The 24,865-nt window shown below is 67.1% G+C and carries 31 protein-coding genes, 1 tRNA gene and 1 pseudogene; 23 read left to right on the forward strand and 10 right to left on the reverse strand.

Features of this window, described 5'->3' with window-relative positions:
• Positions 1 to 125: 125 nt before the first annotated feature.
• The 3 genes from OG370_RS29500 to OG370_RS29510 form a co-directional block, all read right to left on the reverse strand.
• Entirely contained in the window at positions 126 to 377 is a 252-nt protein-coding gene (locus OG370_RS29500; RefSeq protein WP_328469541.1) for a hypothetical protein, read from the reverse strand.
• A 21-nt stretch (positions 378 to 398) separates the two neighbouring features.
• Entirely contained in the window at positions 399 to 1,148 is a 750-nt protein-coding gene (locus OG370_RS29505; protein ID WP_328469543.1) for a transposase family protein, read from the reverse strand.
• Between the two features lie 126 nt (positions 1,149 to 1,274).
• The gene (locus tag OG370_RS29510) at positions 1,275 to 2,084 is read right to left on the reverse strand and encodes a transposase family protein (RefSeq protein ID WP_328462371.1); all 810 of its coding nucleotides are present in this window, start codon (positions 2,082 to 2,084) and stop codon (positions 1,275 to 1,277) included.
• A gap of 255 nt (positions 2,085 to 2,339) precedes the next feature.
• Between OG370_RS29510 and OG370_RS29515 the strand changes: the two genes are divergently transcribed.
• The 4 genes from OG370_RS29515 (at position 2,340) to OG370_RS29530 (ending at position 6,152) form a co-directional block, all read left to right on the forward strand.
• Positions 2,340 to 2,480 carry a hypothetical protein gene (locus OG370_RS29515; protein WP_328469545.1) on the forward strand — a complete coding sequence of 47 codons (141 nt, stop codon included), beginning with the start codon at positions 2,340 to 2,342 and terminating at the stop codon, positions 2,478 to 2,480.
• A gap of 211 nt (positions 2,481 to 2,691) precedes the next feature.
• The gene (locus OG370_RS29520; RefSeq protein WP_328469547.1) at positions 2,692 to 4,155 is read left to right on the forward strand and encodes a serine/threonine-protein kinase; all 1,464 of its coding nucleotides are present in this window, start codon (positions 2,692 to 2,694) and stop codon (positions 4,153 to 4,155) included.
• Between the two features lie 145 nt (positions 4,156 to 4,300).
• A complete protein-coding gene (locus OG370_RS29525; protein WP_328474512.1) occupies positions 4,301 to 4,993 on the forward strand; it encodes a transposase family protein in 693 nt (230 codons plus the stop codon).
• A 205-nt stretch (positions 4,994 to 5,198) separates the two neighbouring features.
• Positions 5,199 to 6,152, forward strand: coding sequence for an IS481 family transposase (locus OG370_RS29530; protein ID WP_328468607.1), 954 nt, complete (start codon positions 5,199 to 5,201; stop codon positions 6,150 to 6,152).
• Between the two features lie 123 nt (positions 6,153 to 6,275).
• Here the strand turns inward: OG370_RS29530 and OG370_RS29535 are convergent, their stop codons facing one another.
• The gene (locus OG370_RS29535) at positions 6,276 to 6,482 is read right to left on the reverse strand and encodes a hypothetical protein (RefSeq protein ID WP_328469549.1); all 207 of its coding nucleotides are present in this window, start codon (positions 6,480 to 6,482) and stop codon (positions 6,276 to 6,278) included.
• Between the two features lie 516 nt (positions 6,483 to 6,998).
• Here OG370_RS29535 and OG370_RS29540 point away from each other — a divergent pair.
• Entirely contained in the window at positions 6,999 to 7,937 is a 939-nt protein-coding gene (locus tag OG370_RS29540; protein ID WP_328469551.1) for a phosphotransferase family protein, read from the forward strand.
• 30 nt (positions 7,938 to 7,967) lie between these two features.
• Here OG370_RS29540 and OG370_RS29545 read toward each other — a convergent pair whose 3' ends face one another.
• Both OG370_RS29545 and OG370_RS29550 read right to left on the reverse strand, forming a co-directional pair.
• Positions 7,968 to 8,519: a hypothetical protein gene (locus OG370_RS29545; RefSeq protein WP_328469553.1), complete on the reverse strand. Its 552-nt coding sequence runs from the start codon at positions 8,517 to 8,519 to the stop codon at positions 7,968 to 7,970.
• On the reverse strand, positions 8,516 to 9,913 hold the full coding sequence (locus tag OG370_RS29550) for a helix-turn-helix domain-containing protein (protein ID WP_328469555.1): 1,398 nt from the start codon (positions 9,911 to 9,913) through the stop codon (positions 8,516 to 8,518). Before OG370_RS29550 ends, OG370_RS29545 begins: the two co-directional genes overlap by 4 nt.
• Before the next feature lie 245 nt (positions 9,914 to 10,158).
• On the opposite strand from OG370_RS29550, the gene OG370_RS29555 reads away from it, so the two are divergent.
• The 7 genes from OG370_RS29555 (at position 10,159) to OG370_RS29585 (ending at position 14,267) form a co-directional block, all read left to right on the forward strand.
• The gene (locus tag OG370_RS29555; protein ID WP_328469557.1) at positions 10,159 to 10,677 is read left to right on the forward strand and encodes a bifunctional DNA primase/polymerase; all 519 of its coding nucleotides are present in this window, start codon (positions 10,159 to 10,161) and stop codon (positions 10,675 to 10,677) included.
• On the forward strand, positions 10,664 to 10,963 hold the full coding sequence (locus OG370_RS29560; protein ID WP_328469559.1) for a hypothetical protein: 300 nt from the start codon (positions 10,664 to 10,666) through the stop codon (positions 10,961 to 10,963). Before OG370_RS29555 ends, OG370_RS29560 begins: the two co-directional genes overlap by 14 nt.
• On the forward strand, positions 10,960 to 11,298 hold the full coding sequence (locus OG370_RS29565; RefSeq protein WP_328469561.1) for a hypothetical protein: 339 nt from the start codon (positions 10,960 to 10,962) through the stop codon (positions 11,296 to 11,298). Before OG370_RS29560 ends, OG370_RS29565 begins: the two co-directional genes overlap by 4 nt.
• Before the next feature lie 44 nt (positions 11,299 to 11,342).
• Positions 11,343 to 12,047, forward strand: a complete 705-nt coding sequence (locus OG370_RS29570) for a hypothetical protein (RefSeq protein WP_328469563.1) — start codon at positions 11,343 to 11,345, stop codon at positions 12,045 to 12,047.
• 173 nt (positions 12,048 to 12,220) lie between these two features.
• Positions 12,221 to 12,652 (forward strand): hypothetical protein, encoded by a 432-nt coding sequence (locus tag OG370_RS29575; protein ID WP_328469565.1) that lies wholly within the window; start codon positions 12,221 to 12,223, stop codon positions 12,650 to 12,652.
• A gap of 110 nt (positions 12,653 to 12,762) precedes the next feature.
• The gene (locus tag OG370_RS29580) at positions 12,763 to 13,173 is read left to right on the forward strand and encodes a transposase (RefSeq protein ID WP_328459253.1); all 411 of its coding nucleotides are present in this window, start codon (positions 12,763 to 12,765) and stop codon (positions 13,171 to 13,173) included.
• A gap of 5 nt (positions 13,174 to 13,178) precedes the next feature.
• Positions 13,179 to 14,267 (forward strand): IS3 family transposase, encoded by a 1,089-nt coding sequence (locus OG370_RS29585; protein WP_328459254.1) that lies wholly within the window; start codon positions 13,179 to 13,181, stop codon positions 14,265 to 14,267.
• Between the two features lie 19 nt (positions 14,268 to 14,286).
• Here OG370_RS29585 and OG370_RS29590 read toward each other — a convergent pair whose 3' ends face one another.
• Positions 14,287 to 14,829: a hypothetical protein gene (locus tag OG370_RS29590; protein WP_328469567.1), complete on the reverse strand. Its 543-nt coding sequence runs from the start codon at positions 14,827 to 14,829 to the stop codon at positions 14,287 to 14,289.
• A 20-nt stretch (positions 14,830 to 14,849) separates the two neighbouring features.
• Positions 14,850 to 15,230 carry a hypothetical protein gene (locus OG370_RS29595; protein WP_328467943.1) on the reverse strand — a complete coding sequence of 127 codons (381 nt, stop codon included), beginning with the start codon at positions 15,228 to 15,230 and terminating at the stop codon, positions 14,850 to 14,852.
• A 6-nt stretch (positions 15,231 to 15,236) separates the two neighbouring features.
• Between OG370_RS29595 and OG370_RS29600 the strand changes: the two genes are divergently transcribed.
• The 3 genes and pseudogenes from OG370_RS29600 (at position 15,237) to OG370_RS29610 (ending at position 17,402) form a co-directional block, all read left to right on the forward strand.
• Positions 15,237 to 15,716, forward strand: a complete 480-nt coding sequence (locus tag OG370_RS29600; protein WP_328469569.1) for a DUF6932 family protein — start codon at positions 15,237 to 15,239, stop codon at positions 15,714 to 15,716.
• Between the two features lie 876 nt (positions 15,717 to 16,592).
• A pseudogene (locus tag OG370_RS41565) lies at positions 16,593 to 16,676 on the forward strand (hypothetical protein); the annotation flags it as partial.
• Between the two features lie 204 nt (positions 16,677 to 16,880).
• Entirely contained in the window at positions 16,881 to 17,402 is a 522-nt protein-coding gene (locus OG370_RS29610) for a hypothetical protein (RefSeq protein WP_328469573.1), read from the forward strand.
• Positions 17,403 to 17,703: 301 nt separating this feature from the next.
• Here the strand turns inward: OG370_RS29610 and OG370_RS29615 are convergent, their stop codons facing one another.
• Positions 17,704 to 18,441: a GntR family transcriptional regulator gene (locus OG370_RS29615; protein ID WP_328469575.1), complete on the reverse strand. Its 738-nt coding sequence runs from the start codon at positions 18,439 to 18,441 to the stop codon at positions 17,704 to 17,706.
• 199 nt (positions 18,442 to 18,640) lie between these two features.
• On the opposite strand from OG370_RS29615, the gene OG370_RS29620 reads away from it, so the two are divergent.
• From OG370_RS29620 to OG370_RS29655, 8 genes are all read left to right on the forward strand, one after another.
• Positions 18,641 to 18,988, forward strand: coding sequence for an SCO3933 family regulatory protein (locus tag OG370_RS29620; protein WP_328469577.1), 348 nt, complete (start codon positions 18,641 to 18,643; stop codon positions 18,986 to 18,988).
• 218 nt (positions 18,989 to 19,206) lie between these two features.
• A complete protein-coding gene (locus OG370_RS29625) occupies positions 19,207 to 20,388 on the forward strand; it encodes an FtsK/SpoIIIE domain-containing protein (RefSeq protein WP_328474514.1) in 1,182 nt (393 codons plus the stop codon).
• A 13-nt stretch (positions 20,389 to 20,401) separates the two neighbouring features.
• Positions 20,402 to 20,596 (forward strand): hypothetical protein, encoded by a 195-nt coding sequence (locus OG370_RS29630; protein ID WP_328469579.1) that lies wholly within the window; start codon positions 20,402 to 20,404, stop codon positions 20,594 to 20,596.
• 158 nt (positions 20,597 to 20,754) lie between these two features.
• On the forward strand, positions 20,755 to 21,003 hold the full coding sequence (locus tag OG370_RS29635) for a hypothetical protein (protein WP_328469582.1): 249 nt from the start codon (positions 20,755 to 20,757) through the stop codon (positions 21,001 to 21,003).
• Entirely contained in the window at positions 21,000 to 22,358 is a 1,359-nt protein-coding gene (locus OG370_RS29640) for a replication initiator (RefSeq protein WP_328469584.1), read from the forward strand. The genes OG370_RS29635 and OG370_RS29640 overlap by 4 nt, the downstream gene beginning before the upstream one ends.
• The gene (locus tag OG370_RS29645) at positions 22,345 to 22,548 is read left to right on the forward strand and encodes a helix-turn-helix transcriptional regulator (protein ID WP_328469586.1); all 204 of its coding nucleotides are present in this window, start codon (positions 22,345 to 22,347) and stop codon (positions 22,546 to 22,548) included. The genes OG370_RS29640 and OG370_RS29645 overlap by 14 nt, the downstream gene beginning before the upstream one ends.
• Positions 22,545 to 23,933: a tyrosine-type recombinase/integrase gene (locus OG370_RS29650; RefSeq protein ID WP_328469588.1), complete on the forward strand. Its 1,389-nt coding sequence runs from the start codon at positions 22,545 to 22,547 to the stop codon at positions 23,931 to 23,933. The genes OG370_RS29645 and OG370_RS29650 overlap by 4 nt, the downstream gene beginning before the upstream one ends.
• 174 nt (positions 23,934 to 24,107) lie before the next feature.
• On the forward strand, positions 24,108 to 24,566 hold the full coding sequence (locus OG370_RS29655; protein WP_328474516.1) for a DUF2199 domain-containing protein: 459 nt from the start codon (positions 24,108 to 24,110) through the stop codon (positions 24,564 to 24,566).
• A 221-nt stretch (positions 24,567 to 24,787) separates the two neighbouring features.
• Here OG370_RS29655 and OG370_RS29660 read toward each other — a convergent pair.
• Positions 24,788 to 24,859, reverse strand: a tRNA-Arg gene (locus OG370_RS29660).
• Positions 24,860 to 24,865 lie beyond the last annotated feature (6 nt).

Genomic DNA, 24,865 nt, shown 5'->3' on the forward strand with positions numbered 1-24,865 from the left:
CGGAGGCTGGGGGAGCCGCTGCTGTTTGCGGGGCGCTGAGCTGGGCGGGAGCGGGTCCGGGCGGTGGGTGAGGGCGTGATCATTACGTCCCTACGACGTGGGCGACGGGCTCTGAGCACCAAGGTTCAGCCGAATTGACTCTCTCCGAGTGGCGTGACTTCCCATCCGCCGAAGAAGCCGTCGTGGACGCGGACCGCGAGCAGAGCCGGGCTGGTCGGTGATCCCTTGCCTGAACCTGTGTCCGTCTCCGGCGGCGCGAAGCCGAGGTGAAAGGCGACCACAGCGGCCGCGGGGTCGGAGGTGGCGTAGCTGACGGTCTTGGGCCGGTCCGGCTCGGTGGAGCCAAAGGTGACAGACGGTGGGCCGAACTCGGCCACGACCTCTTGCAGTGAGCGTTTTCAGCGTTGCCTCTCCAGGGTGAGGACGGCTTTGGTGATGACGCTCATGCGGTTGGGGCTGATGCGGGGTCTGCGGAAGATCTGCCAGGACTTCAGTCGTGCCATGCCTCGTTCGACGGGTGCTCGGGCTGCGGACAGGGCCCGGTTCGCGGTCTGCTCGGTGGGTGTGAGTTCGCCGCCTGGTGGGCGGCGCTTGGCGGTGGTGACCCAGTCGCCGGCGCCGATGTAGGCCATGTCGGCGAGGATCGGGACGCCCTGTCGCGCGCAGATCCGAAGGATCTTGTGGTTGCGGGCGGCTGTCAGGTCGTGGGTTCGGCCCGGCAGTGCCGGCGACAGCCAGAGGATTTCCCCGCTGGGGTCTGTGACGACCTGCACGTTCACCCCGTGCCGCTTGTGTTTCGAGGAGTAGTCGGCCCTGCCGTCGCCGACGCGGTCGCACTCTGCGAGCGTGCCGTCCAGGAGGACGAAGTCCGGATCGTGTGCGCGCAGCGTCTTCAGCAGGCCCGGCGCCTGCTCGGCGAGCAGGCCGGTGACCGCGGTGACGTAGGCATGGGCGGTTCCGACTGATATCCCAAAGGCCGAGGCGATACGGGCGAGGGTGTCGTGGCGGCGCAGGTACACCAGTGCGATCAGCGCACGACGGTGCGGCGGGAGTTTGCACCGGCGGTCACCTCCACGGGTGACGATGAGCATCGTGACCCACTCGACCAGGGCGTGCGGCAGGTCAAGTGCGGCAGGATACGGAACCAACAGGGCTCCTGTGTTGCTGAGTTGAGACGTCGAACACCTCCCTCAACGGCACGGGAGCCCTGCCCGTTGCGCACTCCGATCCCACACCGCCCCGTCACCCGATCAGTGAGGTTTTCTCAGCGAAGATCATTTCCAGATTCCGTTGAGGACGAGTGCGGCGCGGGCTATGTCGCCGATCCGGCTGGGGCTGAGTGAGACGTGCTTCAGCGCCCGCCAGCGTTCCTTGAGTTCGGCGGCGGCGCGTTCGCCGAGGGCGCGCAAGTCCCTGATCAGGGTGTTCGTGGTGCGGGTGTCAGTGTGGAGGGCTTGTTCGGACTTGCCCTTGGGGCGGCGGACCGGGACGTGGATGCCGATGCCGGCGCCGATGTAGCCCTTGTCGGCGAGGGTCGGTAGCCCGTCGGTAGCGGCCTTGTACAGGGCGGGCAGGGCGTGGATGCGGGCGGCGGTGATGTCGGGTGTGGAGCCGGGCTCGACGTCGGAGACCCACAGCGGGGTTCCGTCCGGGGCGGACAGGAACTGCACGTTGCCGCCGAATGCCTTGTGTTTCTGGCTGAACCAGAGGTCGTTGCCGTTGTCGCGGACGCCTGCGAGGCGGTCGGACTCGATGAGCGTGCCGTCCAGGATCACGTGCGTCATTCCGTCCCGCCTGCAGCGGTTGAGGACGTCGTGCAGGTCGGGGGCCTGTTCCGCCAGGACATCGATGCCTTCGTGGAGGTAGCGGTAGCCGGTGGCCTGCGAGACGCCAGCGTCGCGGGCCAGGCAGTGCACGCAAGCCTTCCCGCGGAACCAGCGCAGGACCAGCAGGGCCTGGCGGAACGGACCCAGCGCCCGCGACCCCCGCGGGGTGCGCAGCCGTCGCCGGTGGGCGGCCAGCAGTCGTGAAAGGTGCTCCACGACGTGGCGCGGGACGTCGAGCGTGGCAACATAGGTGACCAACGTGAAGCCTCTGGCGGTTCGGACGAGTTCTTGTGGTGAGACCTGTCCTACCAGGGGCTTTACGTCTGCCCACGACCAGGATGGGTTCGTCCGATCCGCCCAAGGGCGAGCGGTTCACAACGTTTCGCGAAGATCATTTCGCTGAGAAAACCTCACTGGGAAGGCGACGCGCTCGTACCCGGCCTCCACGTCAGCCTCGAAGAGGCCCGTCCCATCACCGGCTGGGGAGAACACAACATCCCCGCCGAAGCACCGATGCACCCCTCCACCCGCTACCGCACCTGCCGCAACTGGCAGTTCGCCTGGTGGCTGCGCCACAACCGCAACGCCCCGGACGCGCCCCCCATGGCGCCCGACCCGCCTCAAGGAAACCCCGACCAGTTCAGCCTCATGTAACCCAGCCCGGGGGCGGTTCAGGTCGCCCCCGGGGCCGCCGCCACGTGTCGTACAACTTCTGTGAAGAGTATGGGTGTAGCTCACCCTGGGTGAGATCGTTGTGGGAGGGGCCGTCGGGGTGCGGGAACCGGATGTGGCACACCCGCGTCTCCTGTCCGTGCTGAAGTGAACAGTGGTGCAGGTAGGCCTGCTCGTGGGGAACGGGGGAGTCATGGCGAGCGAGGTGCGGCAGGGGTCATTGGTCGGTGGCCGATACCGGCTTGGCCAGCAGCTGGGGGCCGGTGGGTTCGGCAAGGTGTGGAGAGCCCACGACACTTCCTTGGGTGTTGACGTGGCCGTGAAACAGGTGGCCCTCAGTAGCGCGTTGCCGAAGCAGCAACGTGCGGAACTGTTGACGCGAGCCGCCCGGGAGGCCCGTAATACCGCGCGGCTGCGCGACCACCCGCACATCGTCACCGTGCATGACGTCGTCGTCATAGACGAAGTCCCTTGGATCGTCATGCAATTGGTGGAGGGGCAGTCCCTCGCGGACAAGATGCGCGAGGCTGGCCCCCTGCCGATGAAGCAGGTACGCGATATCGCCCAGGCTGTGCTGCGCGCGCTGGCTGCAGCGCATGACGCGGGAGTTGTGCATCGCGACGTGAAGCCGGCCAATGTGCTGCTCGCCGAGAACGGCCAGGTGCTGCTCGCCGACTTCGGGATCTCGGTAGCGCAGGCAGACACGCGTATGACCCAGTACGCCCACGTCATCGGCTCGCCCGGCTTCATCGCTCCCGAGCGGCTCTGCGGCGAACGAGGAGACGGCAGGTCGGATCTCTTTTCACTAGGGGTAACCCTGTACGCGGCAGTGGAAGGTGCACTGCCGTTCCCAGTGGAGAATCCGATCGCAACGGTCACCGAGCAGCCCGCTCCACCGGTGAAGGCAAAGGGGAAAATGGGAGCCCTCATTACTCACCTGCTGGAGAAAGACCCCGCGAACCGGCCCACCATATCCGAGGCGCTGGCAATGTTGGCGGAGGCACCCAAGCCAAAGGTGGCCCCTCCTGCGGCACCGAAGAAGCAGCCGACGGCCCGCCTCAAGCCGGTCACTGTCACCAACAGTGCCAGCGAGCTCATCAAGAAATACGGGGACGAGTACTCGGACGCCACGGGCGGCTTCCTTGCTGGGTGGGGATGCCTTCCCACGATACTTCTGGCAGTCCTGGGAATGTGGTGTTTGAGGAAGTCGGGCAACGACCTTGATACGGGTGACATGATCTTTGGCAGTCTGGCGGTTGAATTCGGAATCATTGCCGTCGTGATGGGAATCGGGTGCGGCGTGGGCTGGCTGGCCGGGCTGTTCGCGGCGTCGGACACTGTCACCCTGGACCATGAGGGAATTCGATTTTCCCGAGACGCCAATGGGGGAAGGCCGGAATTAGGGTTTTCGGTCACTTGGCAAACGCTGGAGCACATCACCGTCCAGAACGGCGTCGTAGTGGCATGGTTCAAGAACGGCAGCGTTCCAGCACCCGAGTTGCGTAGCGCGAACGGGATTCACCCACATCAAGCTGGCGGATACTCCCTCTACGACGTGACCTACAGCCACTCGTCTGTCCACCCCAAGCGGTTCAATAAACCGCTCAAGGAATTCGCCGGCGCAAGGTACGGGCGCCCAAAAGGCACTCAGGCATGACCACCCTCCACTCACCTGCCTCGGCCTGTCCTGCGCGAGATCCAGGTGCTCCGATCTACTGGAGCCACGGCACCGTCAGTCGGTGACGTCGGTTCCATACGGGATCGCACTTGACCTGCCGCACGCCCTGGTCGAGTGGGTCACGATGCTCATCGTCACCCGTGGAGGTGACCGCCGGTGCAAACTCCCGCCGCACCGTCGTGCGCTGATCGCACTGGTGTACCTGCGCCGCCACGACACCCTCGCCCGTATCGCCTCGGCCTTGGGGATATCAGTCGGAACCGCCCATGCCTACGTCACCGCGGTCACCGGCCTGCTCGCCGAGCAGGCGCCGGGCCTGCTGAAGACGCTGCGCGCACACGATCCGGACTTCGTCCTCCTGGACGGCACGCTCGCAGAGTGCGACCGCGTCGGCGACGGCAGGGCCGACTACTCCTCGAAACACAAGCGGCACGGGGTGAACGTGCAGGTCGTCACAGACCCCAGCGGGGAAATCCTCTGGCTGTCGCCGGCACTGCCGGGCCGAACCCACGACCTGACAGCCGCCCGCAACCACAAGATCCTTCGGATCTGCGCGCGACAGGGCGTCCCGATCCTCGCCGACATGGCCTACATCGGCGCCGGCGACTGGGTCACCACCGCCAAGCGCCGCCCACCAGGCGGCGAACTCACACCCACCGAGCAGACCGCGAACCGGGCCCTGTCCGCAGCCCGAGCACCCGTCGAACGAGGCATGGCACGACTGAAGTCCTGGCAGATCTTCCGCAGATCCCGCATCAGCCCCAACCGCATGAGCGTCATCACCAAAGCCGTCCTCACCCTGGAGAGGCAACGCTGAAAACGCTCAGTGAGCGGTTGTTCCTCGACCAGGGCGTAGCGGTGTCGACGACGGCCGAGTGCTCGGCGGGCGTAAGCGTACGGTCTAGGTGTTCTGTCCACGGAGGTTGGTGACAGTGATCACGGTGGGGTGATCTTGAACGAGTAAGGGCCTTCCGGGTTCGGTGTGGATTGCGACATCGACATCGAACGATCAGAAGGCCCTCATGCCCCACCGTAATGCACCTCTGACCGAGACCGGCCGTCTGCGGCTGGCCCGCTGCATCGTTGACGACCGGTGGACCCTGCGCCGGGCCGCCGAACGCTTCCAGGTCTCGCCCACCACGGCTCAGCGGTGGGCGGCCCGCTACCGGGAGCTGGGCGAGGCCGGGATGGTCGACCGCTCCTCGCGCCCGCACTCCAGCCCGCGCCGGACACCGACCCGTACCGAGCGGCGGATCATCAAGGTCCGTGTCCTGCGCCGGTGGGGACCGGCCCGTATCGCCTACCTTCTCGGGCTGAACCCGGCGACCGTGCACCGTGTCCTGACCCGCTACCGGCTGGCCCGCCTGGCCCACCTGGACCGTGCCACCGGCCGGGTGATCCGCCGCTACGAACACGCCGCCCCCGGCGACCTCGTCCACGTCGACATCAAGAAACTCGGCAACATCCCCGACGGCGGCGGCCACAAGGTCCTCGGCCGGCAAGCAGGCCGCAAGAACCGCACCAAGGCGGGCATGAGCTTCCTGCACAACGCCATCGACGACCACTCCCGCCTGGCCTACAGCGAAATCCTGGCCGACGAGAAGAAAGAGACCGCCGTCGGGTTCTGGCAGCGCGCCCACGCCTTCTTCGCCGCCGCCGGTATCACCGTCCAGCGGGTCCTGACCGACAACGGCTCCTGCTACAAGTCACATCTGTGGCGCAACTCCCTTGCCGAGCAAGGTATTTCACACAAACGCACCCGGCCCTACCGGCCCCAGACCAACGGCAAGGTCGAACGGTTCAACCGCACCCTGCTGGACGAATGGGCCTACGCGAAGCCCTACCGCACCGACGCCGAACGACGCGCCGCCTATCAGCAGTGGCTCCACACCTACAATCACCACCGCGGACACACCGCACTCAAAGGCCAACCACCCGCCAGCCGCGTCCCCAACCTAACGGGTCAGTACATCTAGGCGGAGCCAACCCCGGCGGTGAGCATCCTCCCCGTACTGGGACGCGACGACATGGACATCCGGGTCGGGAAAGCCCTGCCTCAGCATCGTTGATGGAGCCAGGCGCGCGTTCGTGTCGGGAATCTACACGTGATCCCCGCGGCTCGGTTCGACTGCCGTGAGTCGATCGAGGAGGCGCACCACCGTTGGGAGGCCGCCGAAGTCCTCGGGCAGGCGCACTGCCTGGTTCAGCCGCTCCAGCAGACTCTCACGGTCGCGGTCGGCATCCACCGTTCCCTCAGCAGCGATCGAGGGACGAACTTGGATGCCGGATGGAAGGCTGGGAGGCATGCCATCAGTCTGGCTGTGCTTGTCCAGAGCGACAACGATGCGTCAGCGCTTCTTCTTGGTGGTCTTCTTGCTGGCTGCGCGGCGCTTGTTCGCCTCGTGTGCCGACCACGCGCCTTGATGATCCTGGCAGCGTGATGAACCCTTCATCGCTGGACGCTGGCAACTCGTCCCCTTCAGCGTAAGGGCGTGGCACTTCGGCTGGCGCTCTCCCACGGTTGCTCCTCTCGGGCTGACGATGGGCACAGGTTCCGCTGCCACGATCGCAGCGGGGGCAACCGCCGTGGGAGGCGCGCGACCGGTGGTGAAGGAAGCACGACAAGCGCGCAGCGGGTGCCGTGTCCCGCTCGGCAGGATTCGAGCCTGGGCACACGGCTCTGGAGCGGGCAGGCTGTTGCTGTTTGTAGGCTGCTGAGCTGGGTGGAAGGACTGTGACGCGGTTCAGCGCGGCGTGATCATTACGTCCCTACGACGCGAACCACCTGTCAGGTGCGGGAGGCGGGCCGTATGGTCGGTTGCATGGCGAGTGGGGTCTCTGGCGATGACATGGCAGATGGCGGGGCCGCGGGCTTCACCGCGGAGGCAACCCTCGCGGTGCTCGAAGAAGCGTGCGCTACGGCAAGATTGGACCCGGCAGGCGCCCGATTGGTTCGGCTCGGCTCCAACGCGGTCTACGACTTAGCCGCCCTGCGCGTGATCGTACGTATCGCGGCCGACCCTGACGCCCTTGCCGAGATGGAGCGGGCCGTCCGTGTCGCGCGATGGCTTGCGGCAGAGAGCTTCCCCGCGAACAGAGTCGTATCCAACGTCGCGCAGCCGCTCGTCGTGGGTGGACGCGTCGTCACCTTCTGGGAAAGCGTCCAGGACGCGGAGGAGTACGCGAGCGTTGCGGAACTCGCCGACCTTCTCAAGCGGCTGCACTGGCTTGAGGAGCCGGAGTCACTGGGGTTGCCGTACTTCGATCCCTTCGCGAAGGTGCGCGCGTCACTGCGGGGCCTGGGAGTCGGCGTACAGCCCGAGGACGTCAAGTTCCTTGCTGAGCACGCCGACCGTCTGGAGAAGGACTATGGCCGCCTCGACTTCGTATTGCCGTTCGGGCTGATCCACGGCGACGCGAACATCGGGAACATCCTCCGTGACCGTTCCGGTCAAGCCGTGCTGATCGACCTCGACGGCTTCGCCTTGGCACCGCGCGAGTGGGACCTGATCCTCACCGCCATCTACTACGACCGCTACGGCTGGCACACACGCGAGCAGTACGAGTCCTTCGTCCATCACTACGGCTTCGACCTGATGAACTGGCCCGGCTATCCGGTCCTTGCCGACGTGCGTGAGCTGATGATGACACTGTGGATGGGTGGGAAGGCGGCGGCTGAGCCGCGAGCCGCCGAGGAGTTCGTACGACGGGTGGAGGCCATCCGGACGAACGGCAGCCGGCGCGACTGGGGAGTCTTTTAGGCACTCAGTCGGTCCGGTGATCTGCGAACCCTAGGAGGTCTGCCTCACGCCGCCGGGTTCGGCGGGTGTCGTCTGGTGCCTTCTTTGGAAGCCGGGACCCCCAATACCGAGATCGCCTCGTACGGCGGCCTGAAACGTGTCGCGCGCCTCGCGGTACGTCGTGTACGCAACGGCCCAGTCGTTTCGCTCGGCAGGAAGCTCACCGCGGGCGTAGTCGCTCAGCTGCCATACAGCCGCTCGCCATGCATGGGCTGCGGAGCCAGTGCGCTCATTGCCCAGCAATTGGACGGTTTCATAGGCGAGCGCGAGAGTGCGATCGGACTCCGCTATCTCCCGCACACCCTCTTCCTCGCTGACCGGAGGCGGGCCGTCGAGAAGTCCGTGTGTGGTTGCCAAGGAGCGGGCGGCGCCCACCTGGACGTGCATGACGTTCATGAACTCCCGGTAAGCCTCGAAGCGCTTGGCGCTCCACTGCTCGGCACGGTCACGTTTCCAACGGAGGTGATCGGTGACCGTTGTTGCTGCCATGGCGAGGACACCACCCCCCGCTGCACTGGCCAGAGTGACCAGCCAACTGCTCATCCCCGCCCCCCATTCTGATTCTGGCCCGCGGCATCCCACATGCGATGACCTACGGCTTGTTCGTGCAACTCGCGCACGGCGGCGCTCTTGGCGTGCGGAGCAAGTGCGGTCCGGAACTCGGCGAGGTAGCTGACGCACCGGGCCGACCTCAGTTGTTCGCCCAGGTCCAGAGCGTCCAGGGTGACGCGACACGCCTCCTCCAGCTCGCCGGCCCGAAGGTGCGCGTCAGCCAGCACCATGGTCGCGAAGAAGTCGGATCGGACGTGGCTGCCGCTCATGGCGTTGCGGGCATGCTCGACAGCCTGGCGAGCGCTGTTGACGTCGCGAAAGCAGTGGGCGGCCTCGGCGGCGAGTTCGGCCTCGTCGAAGTAGGTGATCCACTCGGGTTCGTCGCCGTCGTTGCGGCGGTCGAGGTGCCGTGCGGCCTCGGCGAGGGCGAGTTCGCAGGCGTGCCGGTCGCCGGTGCGGGCCAGTGCGCGGGCTTCCATGGCGTGGAACTGGGCCATGAGCGTCGGCGTTGCCACGCCGGAGATGCCCATGCGGGCGGCACGCGCGAGAGTTGCGGCCTGGGTGAAGTGACCGAGGAACGTGGCCTGGTGGCTCATCGCGGACAGGATGCTCCCGGCGAGCCGGCGGTCCCCGCTGTCCTGGGCGAAACGGAGCGCCTGGAGGAAGTAGCGCTGTGCGAGGCCGTGTTGGCCGGCGTCGTAGGACATCCATGCGCTGAGGAGCGTGACCTCGGCGACGGTGGAGAACAGCGCTCGGCCGACGTTGTCGGCATAACGGCCGTGGAGGAGCGGGGCAACGTCGTGGCTGAGGTACTGCACCACCGCGTGCCGAGCATGCTCGCCGCCGAACCGGTCGTCCAGCATCGCGAAGGTGTCGCCGGTGGACTTGATCACGGCCACGTCGGTGAGGCCAACCCGGGCCCCGGTGTGGCTGTCGGCGGTCAGCGGAGCCGGTTCGGGGGCGACCAACCAGCGCAACGAGGCGTCGCTCCACGCCGGTTCGGAGGGCGCGGCGTTGAGGAGGGGCTCGTATCCGTGGAGGTCGGCGCGCCAGAGTTGGTCCACCGTGGAGATCGCCGCTTCGGGGGAGGGCGGGTACCGAATCTCCAGGAGCGAGCCGTCCCGTACTCCGCTGGGGGACAGGCCCAGCTCAGCCGCACCGAGGTCGAGGGCACCCGCGAGCAGCAGACCGTAGAACTCGTCCGGCACGCTGTGCCCGTTCTCCCAACTCGCCAACCTCCGCTTGACGCTCGCGTCGGACGGTAGCGCCTGCCCGCTCGCCTGGGCGCGGCGGCGCAACTGGCTGACCAACCGGGGCTGACTCCAACCCCGCTGCTGGCGAGCCGCCTTGAGGCGTAAGCCGATCTGCTCCGGAGCGCCCGCCATCGTGCGCCCTCCCCGTCGTGGATGACATGTAGTTGCCCCACCACCGTACGTGTCGGGACGCCGGAGGGAACTCCGAATTCCGCGTCCCGGCCGCCGGTCGACGGTGACGGGGGATGACGCGCCGGGTGTCGCCTCGTCATCACCCGTCACCTGCCGTCATCTGCCCTGTCCATGCCGTCCACATCGAATCTGGAACGGCGGCGGAGGTCATCTCTCGCCGCCTGACGAGAAGGGAGGGAGCGGGCATGCAACGGGTCACGAGATCGGGCGTCCAGTGGCTGACGCGCGCCGCTGTCGACGGCGAGGAGTGCCGCAACCTCTGGCGGCACAATCCGCGGGCACCCTACGCCCTGCCGGTGGGGGAGCACTTCGAGGTGCTGGTGGTCGGCCAGGAACTCGGACTGGAGACCTTCGGCCAGCTCCGGCGCCGCCGTATGCCTTCGGGCCCCGTGCTGGCCGACTGGGCCGCCCGGCAGATCGGGTTCATGCTCCCGCCGCGGTCCCGTGGCAGCTTCCACCGTGTACTGGCGGAGGAGACAAGTACTCCACCCGTGTTCCGGTACCTCGACGCGGACGCGGTGCTCGTCGTGCCCGGTCCCTTGACGCTGACAGGCGATCGGTACGAGTGGCTGTGCCCTCCGGTCGGCGAGGGTGGGCCCTCCTCGGGCCGCACAACCGCCGTCGCTGTGATGCTCGCTGCCTCCGCTGACCTCATCGCACGGGCTGCACACCTCGGGGAGGTGGAACTGCATGAGGCCCGATGACGGAAGCGGGCCGGGAGAGTTCGGTCGGCTCGGGGCCGGCGATGGGACGCCGCTGGACACGGCCGAGTGGTACGCGGCCCGCGACGCGACCACCGCGCTGCGCGACGTACTCACCTCTGCCGGACTGCACCGCGACTTCCCGTACCTGCGGGCCGACATGAACGCCTTCGGCCTGGGCTATGTCGACCTCGGCCGCATCGCCCCGCACACCGCCGAACGCGTCGCCGAGCTGCTGCGCCTCGGGCTGACCGCCACCGCACCCCAGGAAGGGGAGCCGACGACATGACCGACCCGCGTGGCGTGTGCGCCCGATCGGCCGAGACCCTCGCCCCTGGCATCCCGTACGTGCGCGGATGGTCCGATGCCCGCCGTGCCGCGGAGGCCCTCGCCCGTCAACTCACCGGCGCGGGCCTCGCGTCCGACGTCCCTGGCCTGAAGGCCGACGTCAACGTCATCGGACAAGGCGTCGTCCCCGTCGGAACCGTACGCCCCGACGTCTGCCGGGAGTTGGCACGCCTGATCGCCGCCGGTCTGGCGGCAGAGATGGCTCAGCAGCACAACCGAGGGACGAGTCGTACTCCTTCCCCCGGCCCGTTCTCACCAGCCGGCCGAACCACCTGACCAAGACGGCCGTTGACCGACTACCCCGAGGGACTTGCCACCTCATGCCCCACGCACCAGTACCGACACCCAAGGAGCGCTCGCGCGCGGTTGACGCTCCGCCGAGCCAGCCCACCGTGCCGTACATCGCCTCCTGGACAGCCGAGAGCCGTCCCGCCGCCCGTATCGTCAATCGCCCCAGTGGGCGCGGCATCGCCTACGCCGACGAAACGCTGCACGACCGGGATCGTCACGGCGTCCTCTGGTACCGCAGCGTCATCCGTCCCGGGCAGGGGCGTCCGAAGTTCGGCACGGTCCATGCCGCCCGGCAGCGCCGCACCATGCGCAAGCTCCTGTGCCAGGTCTGCGCAGGCCCCGCCGACCGCAATGACGACGGCGTGTTGTGGCTGCTCGGCGATGACCGGGACGACTGGCCGGGCTGGCCGGAGGAGATGGGCGCGACGCACCCGCCGGTGTGCCTGCCGTGCGCCGCGCTGTCGGTCCGCATGTGCCCGTTCCTCCGGCGCGGCGGTCACGTCGCCGTACGCGTCAGGGACCCTCGACCCGGAGGCGTCCTCGGCGCCCTGTACGAACCGGGGCCGGCCGGACCGCTGCCGGTGGGGCAGGTGCTGTTGCCCTGGTGGGACGTACGGATGCCGTGGGTGCTGGCCTCGCAGATGGCTATGGAACTGCGCGGCTGCACGTTCGTCGACCTGGAGGCGGAGTTCGACTCGGCCGGAATCGACAAGCGGGCCTTGCGCCCTGGCTGATCTGTTGCGTGGTCGTCGCATCGGGGCGGGACCGGCGCCCCAGCGCCGCAGCCCGCACCGAGGCGACGAGCCGTGTGGGCAGCCATTTCTCGGCTTCCAAGACACCCGTTCGCGCCGTGACATCCGCGCTGCCGTTGATCGACAACCATCCCTGCGACCCTCAAGGAATCCCCATGCCCGCCAACCGCCCGCCCGCACCTTTACCGATCGACGGCCACATCGACCAGGCCCGGGACTGCTTCCGCGACTTCGTCACTAACTACGCCCCGACCGACGTCCACACCACGGGCGTCTACCTCGAACCGCTCCTCGCCGGCTGGCTCTACGCCGGACCGGGCATCGAGTCGACCGCCGGGCTCTACGACCACTTCGTCCAGGCGGTTCTGGCCATCACCGACGCGATCTTTGCGGGCACCCTCTCCCTCGACTACGCGGGCCCGGACGCTCCTCCTTACCCCCGTCAGCTCATCGGCCTCCGCGACCCCAACATGGGCGCCAACGTCCTCAGCCGCATGGGCCACGACCTCTTGGTCCACCAGACCTTGGAGGGCCGCCACGTCGAGGACGTACGCGCGGTCTTCGAGGCTGCCGGCAAGCGAGGGTGACTGTCCGGACACAGAGGACCCACATCGCCAATGCCCTCTCTGGCAACGTAGGTCGAGTCAGGCATACTGGATGATTCATTGAGCCGAGGGTGGAGAAGGAGAAGTGCTTGGTGGCCAGTACCAACGACCACGGGACCTCGGATCCGCAGGTGACACCCCGCTCGGCGGGTCATCGCCGGTACTCGGCGGCGTACAAGGCAAAGATCTTGGCCGAGTATGAGGGGCTCGACAAGCAGGCCAAGGGTGCCTTGCTGCGGCGCGAGGGCCTGTACTCGTCACTGATCACAACCTGGCGCCAGCAGCGGGACAAGGGTGCAAAGGAGGCGTTGGCCGCGCCGGCGGGTCGGCCGAAGGCCGATCCGCGGGACAAGGAGATCGCCCGGCTCGAGACCGAAAATGCCAAGCTGCAAGCCGAGTTGGGCAAGGCCCGCACCGTCATCGAGGTGCAGTCAAAACTCTCCGCGCTGCTCGACCAGTTCGCCACGGACAGCGCCACGACGAACAACGGCGAGAACACGTGACCCCGGTGGAAGCGGCGGCCGCTGAGGTGGCCGGCGACCTGGGCGGGTCGGCCTTCGAGGCGGCCCGCGCGGCTGCCCTGGACAAGCTGTCCCATCTGGTCGGCCGGGTGAAGGCGTGCGCCGCGCTCGGCATGAGCCGGGCGACCTGGTATCGCCACCACCGCACGTCCCCGCCGCCGGTGAAGCCGACCCGGGAGCGTAAGCGCGATCCGCGGGCCCTGAGCGAGGCCGAGGAAGCGGAGGTGTTGGCGGTGTTGCGGTCGGGGGAGTTCGTCGACATGGCACCGGCCGAGATCTACGCGGTGTTGCTGGACCGGGGCACCTACCTGTGTGCGGAGGCGACGATGTACCGGATCCTGCGCCGGCACGGCGAGGTCCGTGAGCGTCGGCGCCAGGCCGTCCATCCGCCGCGGAAGAAGCCCGAGTTGATCGCGACCGCGCCGAACCGGGTGTGGTCGTGGGACATCACCAAGCTGAAGGGCCCGTATCCGGGCAGCTATTTCTGCCTCTACACGATCATTGATATCTACAGCCGCTACACCGTCGGCTGGATGATCGCCGCATCCGAGAACAAGGAGCTCGCCGAGCAGTTTCTGTCCTCCACTATCTCCAAGTACCCCGTTGAACGGGGGAAGTTGACGATCCACTCCGACCGGGGATCGCCGATGATCGCCCACAACGTCGCGCAGATGCTCAGTAATATGGGTGTCACCAAGTCTCACTCGAGACCGAAGACGTCGAATGACAACCCGTACTCGGAAAGTCAGTACAAAACCCTAAAATATCGGCACGATTTCCCTGACCGGTTCGGCTGCATCGAGGACGCCCGCACCTGGTGCACCGGCTTCTTCGACTGGTACAACCTCACCCACCGACACTCGGGGATAGCGATGCACGCTCCCTACGACGTGCACTTCGGTCTCGCCGACCAGCTCCGCGAGATGCGCGCCGACGTCCTCGCGAGCGCCTATCAACAACACCCCGAGCGGTTCGTCCGCAGACCACCCGAGCCCCCAAAACTTCCCGAGGCTGCCTGGATCAACAAACCGGCCGACCTCCGACACCACGATCAAACGATCCCGGCCCAGCAATAGATCGAACTACCTGCCTTGATCACGTTGACAGGTTCCGGATCAGTTCCTCCGCCCGCTGGGCGGACTCGGCGCGTTCGACGGTGTGGCCGGCGATGTACCGGCTGAAGATGTCGATGATGACGTAGGCGTGGTACCAGACGCCCTTCGTCGGTCCGGCGACCTTGGTGATGTCCCAGGAGAAGACCTGTGACGGGCCGGTGGCGACCAGTTCCGGCACCACCCGGGGAGGGTGGGTCGCCTGGCGGCGGCGTTCACCGCTTTGGCTGTGTTCCCGCAGGATCCGGTACATCGTGGAGACCGAGCAGTGGTAGCGGCCGGCATCCAGCTCGCGGGCCCAGATCTGCGCGGGCGGCAGTTCCGCGTACTCGGCGCTGTTCATCAACTCCATTACGGCCAGGCGCTCTTCGGCGCTCAGGGCGGACGGCTGGGCGCCGGCCGTGCGGGGTCGGGGTGCGGCCGGTGGCCGCAGCCGGCGGTAGTGGGTGGCGCGGGAGCGGCTGGTCAGTCGGCAAGCGGCCACGACACCGAGCTCGGTCTCGACGCCGTGGAAGGCGTCGTTCATGACCGGGGCGGCGGCAGACTTCAGTCCGCGCCCCTGGAGATCATGTCCAAGAGCGCGGAAGCTTTTCCCATGACCTCCAGGGCGGCCTTGTTCTGGGCCAGTTCCTTCTCGAGCCGCTCCACCCGGCGACGCAGTTTGTCGTTCTCCGTCTCGGCGTCCGACTTCTTCGGCCTCGCGGGGCTCGTGCGGCGGTCGGCCAGGTTCTCCAGGGCGCCGGCGTCCCGAGCGGCCCGCCATTCCTTGACGTGAGAGTGGTAGAGGCGCTCTCGGCGCAGGATCGCACCCTTCTCGTTCTTCGGGGCCGCGTCGTACTCGGCGACGATCCGCAGCTTGTACTCCGGGCTGAAGGAGCGACGCTTCGGCCTGGGCGCGGGATCGGGCGCGGGATTCGTGCTGGTCATGAGGGGATGGTTCTCCTGTCGGTGCCCTCTCAGGCTAACCCGGCAAAGCCGGATGTCTCACACAAGGCTGACAGAGAGGGTCGAGCCGCGATCGGCACAGATGGTTCCCTCATCCATGCCATCTGGCTGGGTGGCAGCTACGTCAGTACCAAGGTGAACCCTCAGAACATAGATCTCACGGTCCTGGTTGACGAGGGCACGGCGGCTGCGATGCGTGGCCGGGAGGGGACGCGGTGGCTCACGTCGGCTTTCAACCGCAAGGCACGTTTGGCCGAGCTTGGGGTTTCACCGGTCAGAGTGGGCTATCGCCCGATCGTGTCTGTCTTTCGCCCGGAACAGCTTGACCCGGTCGAGCAGTCTTACCTTCGTGAGCGCGGGGCCTGGGACGACTGGTGGCAGCGTTGTCGGCCCGATGGGGTAGACAAGGGAGAGCCGACGCTGCAGAGCGCGGCCCCCCGACGCGGCTACGTGGAGGTGACGTTGTGAGCACCAACTGGCGGCAACGTGCCTTGGAGCGCAACCGTGAGGCCAACGCACGCTTTTTTGCCGATCAGGATGCGGAACATCTCAACGAAGACGCCCACGACGAGGAGCTGCGCCGGCACTGGCTCGACGCAGTACGCCACTACGACGCCGCGGCACAGCTTCAGGAGGAGCTTCTCGTGTGTCTACGCGGGGAAGCTGCCAAGCGTGGAGCTCTTGATTTCCGCATCGGCGATACGCTCCTGAAGCCATTGAGGGAAGGAGTCTCTGCGGCTGCTCGTAAAGAGGTTGAGCTTGAACTTACGGGCATCTCTAGGGGGAGCACTGTCCTGCATGTGCGTCCCAGCGTTCCTGAGGTTGTTGGTGAAATCGATGAAGATCTCGCGATTGTAGATTCGTCCATTGCCGACCCCGCAATGCGTGATTTCTTGAAGCTAGTTGATGCCGCGGAGAAAGAACAGGATGTGCGGCGGTGGGAGCGGATAGTTCCTGGTTTGGACGGCATGGTTGAGGCGCTAGATAAGTTTGATCTGTCAATGGATATGCGTTGGTTCAGCCTGGATGGAACGGTTAGATCGTCACACCTATCCAGGCGAGGCAAGGATTATGTCCGCAGTCTCAGAAACACAGACGTTCAAAAATCAAAGACAGGCATCACTGGCCGGATCACTGAGCTCCGAGAATCCGGGGTCGTTAAGATCAAGACTGGCGTTTCAAGAACATCTCCCGCGTATGAAGTTCGAGTAGCACCCGAAGGGCTTATCGAGATGCACTTGGAACTCGGCATCACGGTATCATTCGTGGTCGAGGTAGCCCGGAGAGCAGACAGACTCGGTCGCGTTCGGTCGACCGAGTACCGCTTCTTGCGTAGCACTCAAAATGCGGGAGCTATCCGATTGGTGGCAGGCATGCTCAGTCGACCCGGCTCTAGAGGCAACGATAATTCACGCGTGGCTCACGCATGTTCACCCCTTCGAAGATGGCAATGGGCGGATGGCAAGAATTCTTGCAAACATGGCGCTCGCTCGCAACGGATTCCCTCCCTTGCTGATACAATCCAGGGTCGACCAGGGGCAATACTATGATGCGCTCGCAGAAAGTGATGGGGGAGATCTCCTACCACTCTACGACCTCTTCGTGAGTGTCCTAAATAGAACCGTTCGCATCATGTCTAAGCCAGAATATGTGCGTGATATCGTCAAGGATAGACTTCTGACGACGTCGCGGAACAGGTTTGCCTTGTGGAAGGCTCTCCCGGAAAAGTACTTCAGCGCGCTTTCGCGTGAAATGAAAGTCCGCGGCTGGTCTCTACTCCTGCAGGGATATCCAGATCTTGCATCGTTTTCACTTCTGGAAGAAAGTGATCCTGAAGGGAATTCGTGGTTCGCTAAGGTTCTTGATCGAGACCGGGTGCCTCGCTGGCTTCTCTGGTATGGATTTTCGAGCCAGAGGATGCTGGACATAAGCAGAGAGGGCATTCGCTATCCTGCGATCTTTACATCTATTCGTGATGATAATCCCGCCAGCATCCACCCGTACAGACCATTTCAGCCGGGGGGCGCTTTCCCGGACGAGATCGTTCTTCGCCCTATGGAGAAAAAGCCGGTGCTCTTTCGTTCTGGCTACGACGTTGACGAATTCGATCTTCCGATAGCAGCCCGATATATGGCGGATGCTCTCACCGAGTAGGTCGGCGGAGCGGGTTTGGGCGGGAGCTGCCATGGGGCGAGAGATCGGGGCCCGTAAGCTTGCCGCGACTCGGGCAGGCTGTGGACCTGCCCGCAATAGCCCGAAGTGGGCCCCGACCTTCGAGGCTCGCCCCATGGTGGCTGCCTAAAGCCGCGAGCCGACCACCCCAGCCACGGCCAGCCTGTCTGAGCCTGGTCATGTGGCTCGCCGCTGGCGCGCGACCGGTGGAGCCGGGGAGCGCGCGGCGAGCGACAGCGAGCCGCCTTGAAGACGTAGAGAAAGTTTGGACCGTGGGGCGCGGTCAGAGGGGGTAGGACAGCTCCAGGTCGTCGCCGGGGAGTTGGAACTCCTCCAGGGCAAGGGGCTTGTCGTGCTCGTTCGCTGTGACGCGGAGGATGGTCAGGATGGGGACGCCTTCGGGGAGGCGGAGGGCCTGGGCCTGGTCGGGGAGCGGCATGCGGGGGCGCAGGTACTCCGTGAAGTGGAGTTCGTGGCCCAGATCCGCCAGGGCGGCGTAGAGCTGGGGCGCCGGCGGGGGAGCTTCGTCTTCGTACTTGGTGCCGACCAGGATGGAGAACGGCACGTAGGTGCGGTGGAGCTGGCGGAAGGTCGGGCCCGCGGTCTGCAACACGTCGTAGGTGTAGAGCGGTTCGCCCGGCGGGACGCGAAGGAGATCGGCCAGGGCGAGCGGGGCGTCTGTGCGAGTGGCGATGGCCTCTTCGGCTTCTGTCCACTGGATCTCGTCCGCCTCGGCGTAACCGCCGCTCCTCTTACGCCGGACGCCTCGGGGACGGGTCATGCTCGGGCGGCTGTGGGGGGAGCGGGCGAAGGTTCCTCGGCCCATGATGACCTCGACCAGGCCCGATGCGCGGAGCTCCGTGAGCCCCTGACGGACCGTCGGGCGCGTGACGCCGAACTGCTTCGCTAGGGCTTCCTCGGAGGGGAGCGGCTGGCCGGCCGGGTACGTGCCGTCCAGGATGCCGCGTCGCAGGTAGTCGGCGATCTGCCGGTACTTGGGCTGCGTGTTCTCCGCTGGCATCGGGCCTCCGGTGGCCTCGTGGGCTCCTGCTCGTCCAAGCAGATAGGCAGCCTGCCCATCTGCTTGGACAGCCTCTCGCATCGTCAATCACTTGACAACCCGTACTACGGGTCGCACTCTGGACTCTCACCCGTACTACGGGTTGTCAATCAGGGCGAGGAGTCCTCTCCTGCCCATGACCTCAGGGGAGTTCAGAACCGTGGCAACACTTCCGATCGACACCGCCAAGTTCACGGCGATCATCTGCGCGGTGCCCCCGGCTCCGCGTGTCGCCAACCGGGAGACCGGACAGCTTCGCGTGGACCGGGACACCGGGCGCACCGTCTTCCAGGTCGGGCTGTGCCTGATGTCCGGGGGAGGGGCCGACGTGGTGAACGTCAGCGTGGTCGGCGAGCCGTCCGGCGTGCAGCTCGGGATGCCCGTGCAGGTGCGGGACCTCGTGGCCACCCCGTGGGAGAACGAGGGGCGGCACGGCATCGCCTTCCGCGCTTCCGAGATCCGACCGCTCGCCGCCACGGCTACCAGCGGGAAGGGGGCCGCACAGTGACTCTCTTAGCTGCTGCCTCTGCTGGCACGGCGTCGTCCTCGAAGACTCCCGGCCTGCTGTTCGTCCTGTTCCTCGCCCTTGTCGCTGGCGCCGTGGTGGCCGCCCCGATCCTGCGGCGTCGCTACCCCACCGCCTGGTGGCTGGCAGTCGGCTTCCCCCTCACCTGCGTGCGGGTGACCCGAACGTGGCGGCCGCTCATGGCCGGCTGCGGTCTGGCGGTGAGCCGTAAGGCCGCGTTGACCGTCGTGTCCGGGCTCGTCGGGAACGGGGCACCCCCGCCGCAACCCCGAGTACCGCGCCGGGGACCGATTCGACCGACACGTGGCGGCTTCCGGCTCGTCGTACGCCTCCTGCCCGGCCAAGTGCCGGCGGATTTCGTCAAGGCCGCACCTGCGATGGCAGAGGCGTGGCAGGTGCACGGAGTGCGGGTCACGTCGTGGCGCCCCGGTTACGTACGGCTTGCCGCCTCGGTAGCCGATCCGCTCACCATGCCGCGGGTCCTGGCCCAGCGGGACAGCGGGCGACTGCTCAGCGTCGCTGTCGGCGTCCTGGAGAGTGGGGTCGCGTGGGTGGTCGACCTGCGCCAGATACCGCACTGGCTGATCGTCGGTGCCACCCGTTCCGGCAAGTCCACCCTGATCAATGCTCTTGTGGCGGGACTCGCTCGGCAACTGGTCGCCCTCGTGGGGATCGACTGCAAGGGCGGCATGGAACTGTCCCTCTACGAGTCGAGGTTGTCCGCGCTGGCTACCAACCGCGCACAGGCCGTACGACTCCTGGCGGCGCTGGTGGACCTCACGCTCGACCGTATGGAGCTGTGCCGTTCCGCTCGCGTGAGGAATGTGTGGGGCCTGCCGACCGGCGAACAGCCGGTGCCCGTGGTCGTGATCGTCGACGAGTTGGCGGAGCTGTTCCTCGTCGCCAACCGCAGCGAGAAGGACGAGGCGCACGCGGCCGGTACGGCGCTCATCCGCCTGGCTCAACTCGGTGCGGCCCTCGGGGTGTTCCTCGTGGTCGCGGGCCAGCGTGTCGGCTCCGACCTCGGGCCGGGAGTCACCGCGCTCCGTGCCCAGCTCGGTGGCCGGGTCTGCCATCGGGTCGCCGACCCCGGCACGGCAGAGATGGCCCTCGGGGACCTCAACCCGGACGCCCTCAAGGCGGCACAGGCGATCCGTCCCGATCAGGCCGGCACTGCCGTCCTCGCATCCGGCGACGGTTGGGAGCGGGCTCGCTCGCTCCTGGTGTCTGAGACGGACGCCGAAACGACCGCGGCCGCCCACGCCCACCTCACGCCGCAACTGCCCGAACTACGCGCCGCGGTGAACGGTCCCGACAGTGCCAAGCCCGGACCGACCGCCGTCGCGGTGATCGAACGCCTCGACCTCGACACCGAGAAGTGACCGGGGACCCGCCGTGATCGTGACCGCCTCGGCCGTCGTCCTGCTCGGCCTCCTGATCTGGTTCCTCGTCCGCATCCGATACCTGCGGCTGCCCGACGTCCTGCTCAGCGGAACGTTCGGCTTCCTGCTCGCCGCGACCGGCGCCGCACCGCTCGTGCAGTCCGTACTCACCGGCGTGAGCACATTCCTCGGCCAACTGCACTTCTGATCAACCATCCCCGCACGTCGAAGGGGACAGCCATGCCCAGATCCACCCGTGCGCTCTCAGGCGCAAAGGACTCCCGGCGGGGCGCGAAGTCGCCAAACCCGACCCCGCCAGGAACCCACTCCCACCGCCACATGAGCAGTGAAAGGAGCACTCACACTGTGTCCACCGCCAATCGCCCGCGCAAATCGCGCCCGCCTGACTGCGAGTTGCGAGATCCGGACCGCCCGACGTGCGACGGCCGCGAACAGGTCGTCCTCATCGGCCTGGACGGCTTCGAACGTCGGCTCTGCCCCGCGCACGCCGCCGCGCTGTGGCTCACCGATCCGACCCTGAGGTTCAGCGCCAAGTCCCGCACGGAGGCCATAGCGGCCGTGATGTGGCAGGCGTTCGGGGGTGGTCGCCGATGAACGCCACCCCCGCGAGCGTGGCAGCCCTCCTCACCCGGGCCGCCGCCCCGGACTTCGACGCCTGGCGCCGCAACGTCCTGCGTCTCGACGGGTGCACCAACCCGATTCACCTGGTCGGGTCCGCGGTTCTCGTCGACTCCGCGACCGGCGAGGTGCTGAGGTCGTACGACTCCGGCACTTACGGCGGCCGGCTACTGGTCGCGTGCGGTAACAGGCGGGCGAGCGTCTGCCCGACCTGCGCGCGTATCTACCGGGCCGACACGTACCACCTGATCCGGACCGGGCTCGTCGGCGGCAAGTCGGCTCCCGTTTCGATCGGCGGGCACCCGCGGGTGTTCGCAACGCTGACCGCTCCCGGGTTCGGGGCCGTCCACACGCGGCGAGAGCGGGAGGGTCGGGTACGGGTCTGCCGACCGCGTCGGTCGGGGGAGCGCTGCCCGCACGGGACGGCGGTCGGCTGCCCGGTACGGCACACGGCCGATGATCCGCGGCTCGGGGAGGCGCTGTGCCCGCGCTGCTACGACTACGCCGGCGCCGTGCTCTGGCAGGCGTTCGCCGGTCGGCTCTGGCATCGCTTCGTCCTGGAGTTGCGTCGAGAGATCGCTCGACGGGTCGGCGTCGACCGTGCGCGGTTGGCGGAGTCGGTCCGGCTGTCGTACGCGAAGGTCGCGGAGTACCAGCGGCGTGGCCTCGTCCACTTCCACGCTGTGATCCGACTCGACGGCCCGGACGGTTCCGAGTCGGCTCCGCCCCGTTGGGCGACCACCGAACTCCTCGCCGACGCCGTGTCGGCTGCGGTCGGTCGGGTTCGGCTGGTTGCTCCCGGTGCACCGGTCGTCGGGCGGCGGACCCTGCGGTTCGGGGCTCAGGTCGACGTGCGACCGATCGCGGAGTTCGGCGCCGGGCAGCTCACTTCGGCCGCTGTGGCGGGCTACATCGCCAAGTACGCGACCAAAGGTGCGGAGGCTGCCGGCGCGGTCGACGGACGTATCCGCAATGCCCGGGAGTTGGTTCTCCTGCCGGTACGGCGACACGTCCTCCGAGCTGTGGCTACGTGCTGGTGGCTCGGCGGCCTGCCCGACTTCGAACCGCTCGGCCTGCGCCGCTGGGCCCACATGCTCGGGTACGGCGGCCACTTCTCCACCAAGTCCCGCCGCTACTCGACCACCCTCACGGCGCTGCGGGCTGCCCGCGCCGACCATCGGGCGGAGGAACAGCGCGTCGGGCTCGGCCTCGGGGATCGCTCTACCGCCACGGTCGGGAACTGGCGCTACGCCGGCCGCGGCTACTCGCCGGAGGCGGCTCTCCTCGCCGCCTCTGTACGGGCAGGAGGTGGCCGGGATGGTGGCGCGTGAGCGGAGAGCCGACCTGCTGACCGTCCGGGAGGTGCTGGACGAGTTGGGCGGCGTCTCCCGGCGAACGTTCTACCGCTGGCGGGAGTTGGGCCTCGCTCCGAGCTGCATCCGACTGCCGAACGGAGAGCTGCGGGTCCGGCGGACGGTGCTGAACGCGTGGCTGGAGGACCGGGCGGAGGGAGCCGCGTGAAGTCGTACAAGGTCTCCGTCTGGAAGATCAGCGAGAACAAGACCACGAAGCGGCTGACCTACATCGTGCGCTGGGTGGTGGGCGGCCAGACGTTCAGCGAGTCACACAAGACGAAGGCGCTCGCGGACCGCTTCCGGTCGAAGCTGCTGCGGGCGGTGGAGAAGGGCGAGCCGTTCGACACAGTCTCTGGACTGCCGGATTCTCTGCGAGGTGGCAAGGCTGCGCTGTCGTTCCTCGATCTGGTCTTGCGCTACCTGGACCACCGTTGGGCGGACGCGTCGGCCAAGCACCGGGACAGCATGACCGACGCCCTGGCCGTGGTTGTGCCCGTCCCGGTCAAGGCGACGCGTGGCCGCCCGTCGCCTGAGGTGCTGCGTCGAGCGCTGCGCTCGTACGTGCTGCCTCCGCCGCGGCGCAAGCGGGAGCGGCCGACGGAGATCGTGGCGGCCGTCGCCTGGATCGAAAAGGCGTCGTTACCGGTGGCCGAACTGGGAGAGCTGTCGCGGGTGCACGAATTGATCGATGCGCTCGGGCGGAAGCTGGACGGTCAGCCGGCGGCTACGCAGACGTACCGTCGTCGCCGGGCGGTCGTCTTCAACGCGCTGGAGTACGCGGTCGAATTGGAGGTGCTGCCGTCCAACCCCCTCACCCGGGTTCGTCGTAAGCGCGGGAAGCGAGCGGTCCAGGAGGTGGACCGTCGGGTCGTGGTCAACCCGCGCCAGGCCCGCGAACTCCTCACCGCCGTGACTTACGTGGGTCGCTACGACCGGGCCAGCGGGCGTCGGCTCCGGGCGTTCTTCGGCTGCCTGTACTACGCGGCCATGCGCCCGGGGGAGGCGCTGGGACTCCGCCGCTCGGACTGCACTCTTCCGCGAACGGGTTGGGGCCGCATCGAGTTGACGGAGACCCGGCCCACGGCGGGTAAGGCGTGGACGGATTCGGGCGAGGCACACGACCGCCGCGGCCTGAAACAGCGGGAGAAGGGGGAGGCGCGCGTCGTCCCGATTCCGCCTCCGCTGGTGGTCCTGCTCCGGGACCACGTGGAGGAGTTCGGTACGGCGGATGACGGTCGGCTCTTCCAGAGCGAGTACGGCAACGTGGTGGCGGCGTCCTCGTACTCCCGAGCCTGGAAGCAGGCCCGGGAGCTGGCTTTCACCCCGAGCCAGGCAGCATCGGTCATGGCGGCTCGCCCGTACGACCTCCGTCACGCGGGCGTCTCCCAGTGGCTCAACTCGGGAGTGCCAGCGCCAGAGGTCGCAGCGCGGGCTGGCCACTCGGTGGACGTGCTCCTCAGGATCTACGCCAAGTGCATTGACGGCCAGGAGGCCGAGATGAACGATCGGATCATGCAGGGGCTAGGGGAGGCGGACGGCCTGGCCCACTGATACGACGAGTTGACCAACGAACGAGAGCCCTGGACCGCCTTTGGTCCGGGGCTCCGGTCTTTCCTCGTGTGGGCCGACGATCACGTCTGGAGGCCGCCTGGTTAGGCTCCGGCCATGGCGAACGATCTCGGCTTCACCTGCTCGTGTTGTGGGGAGTTCCACACGGAGCTTCCGATGAACTACTCGACCGTGGCTCCTGATGTGTGGCATCAGAGTTTCGCGGACGATCCGGACAGCATGCTCTCCTCCGAGCAGTGCGTCATCAAGGGCCAGCACTTCTTCATCAAGGGCTTGGTCGAGATACCGGTCCTCGGTGGGGACAAGTCCTTCTCTTGGGGCGTCTGGGTTTCTCTGAGTCGAGACAACTACGCCCGTGCGGTGGAAAGGTGGAACACGCCCGGCCGCGAAGCAGAGAAGCCGTACTTCGGCTGGCTGACTACTGAGCTGAGCCTGTACTCGCCCAGCACCCTCGATCTGAAGACGAACGCCCACACTCGTCCTGTCGGTCAGCGTCCCTTCATCGAGCTGGAGCCGACGGACCACCCCTTGGCAGTCGAACAGCGCACCGGTGTCACCATGGACCGCGTGCGGGAGATCGCGGAGATCGCTCTCCACCCGGGCGTCCGCCACTGATTCATCGCCTCGTGGGCGACGTGGTTTCCGGCGCCACGTGCGGGCGTCGGAGACCCGTGAAACGCTCTCCAACCCGTTACGAAGTACCCGAAGATCAACACGCTATTACAACGTGATCACCGTCAGACGGCTGCCGCGAGCCGCATCCGGCCGCACACGAACGAAGACCCCGCACCCAGCGACGTGGCTGGTGGCGGGGTCTTTCGGCACTTCCTGCGGAGTGCCCCCGGCAGGATTCGAACCTGCGCACACGGCTCCGGAGGCCGTTGCTCTATCCCCTGAGCTACGGGGGCGACGGG

Source organism: Streptomyces sp. NBC_00448 (genome assembly GCF_036014115.1).
GTDB lineage: Bacteria > Actinomycetota > Actinomycetes > Streptomycetales > Streptomycetaceae > Actinacidiphila.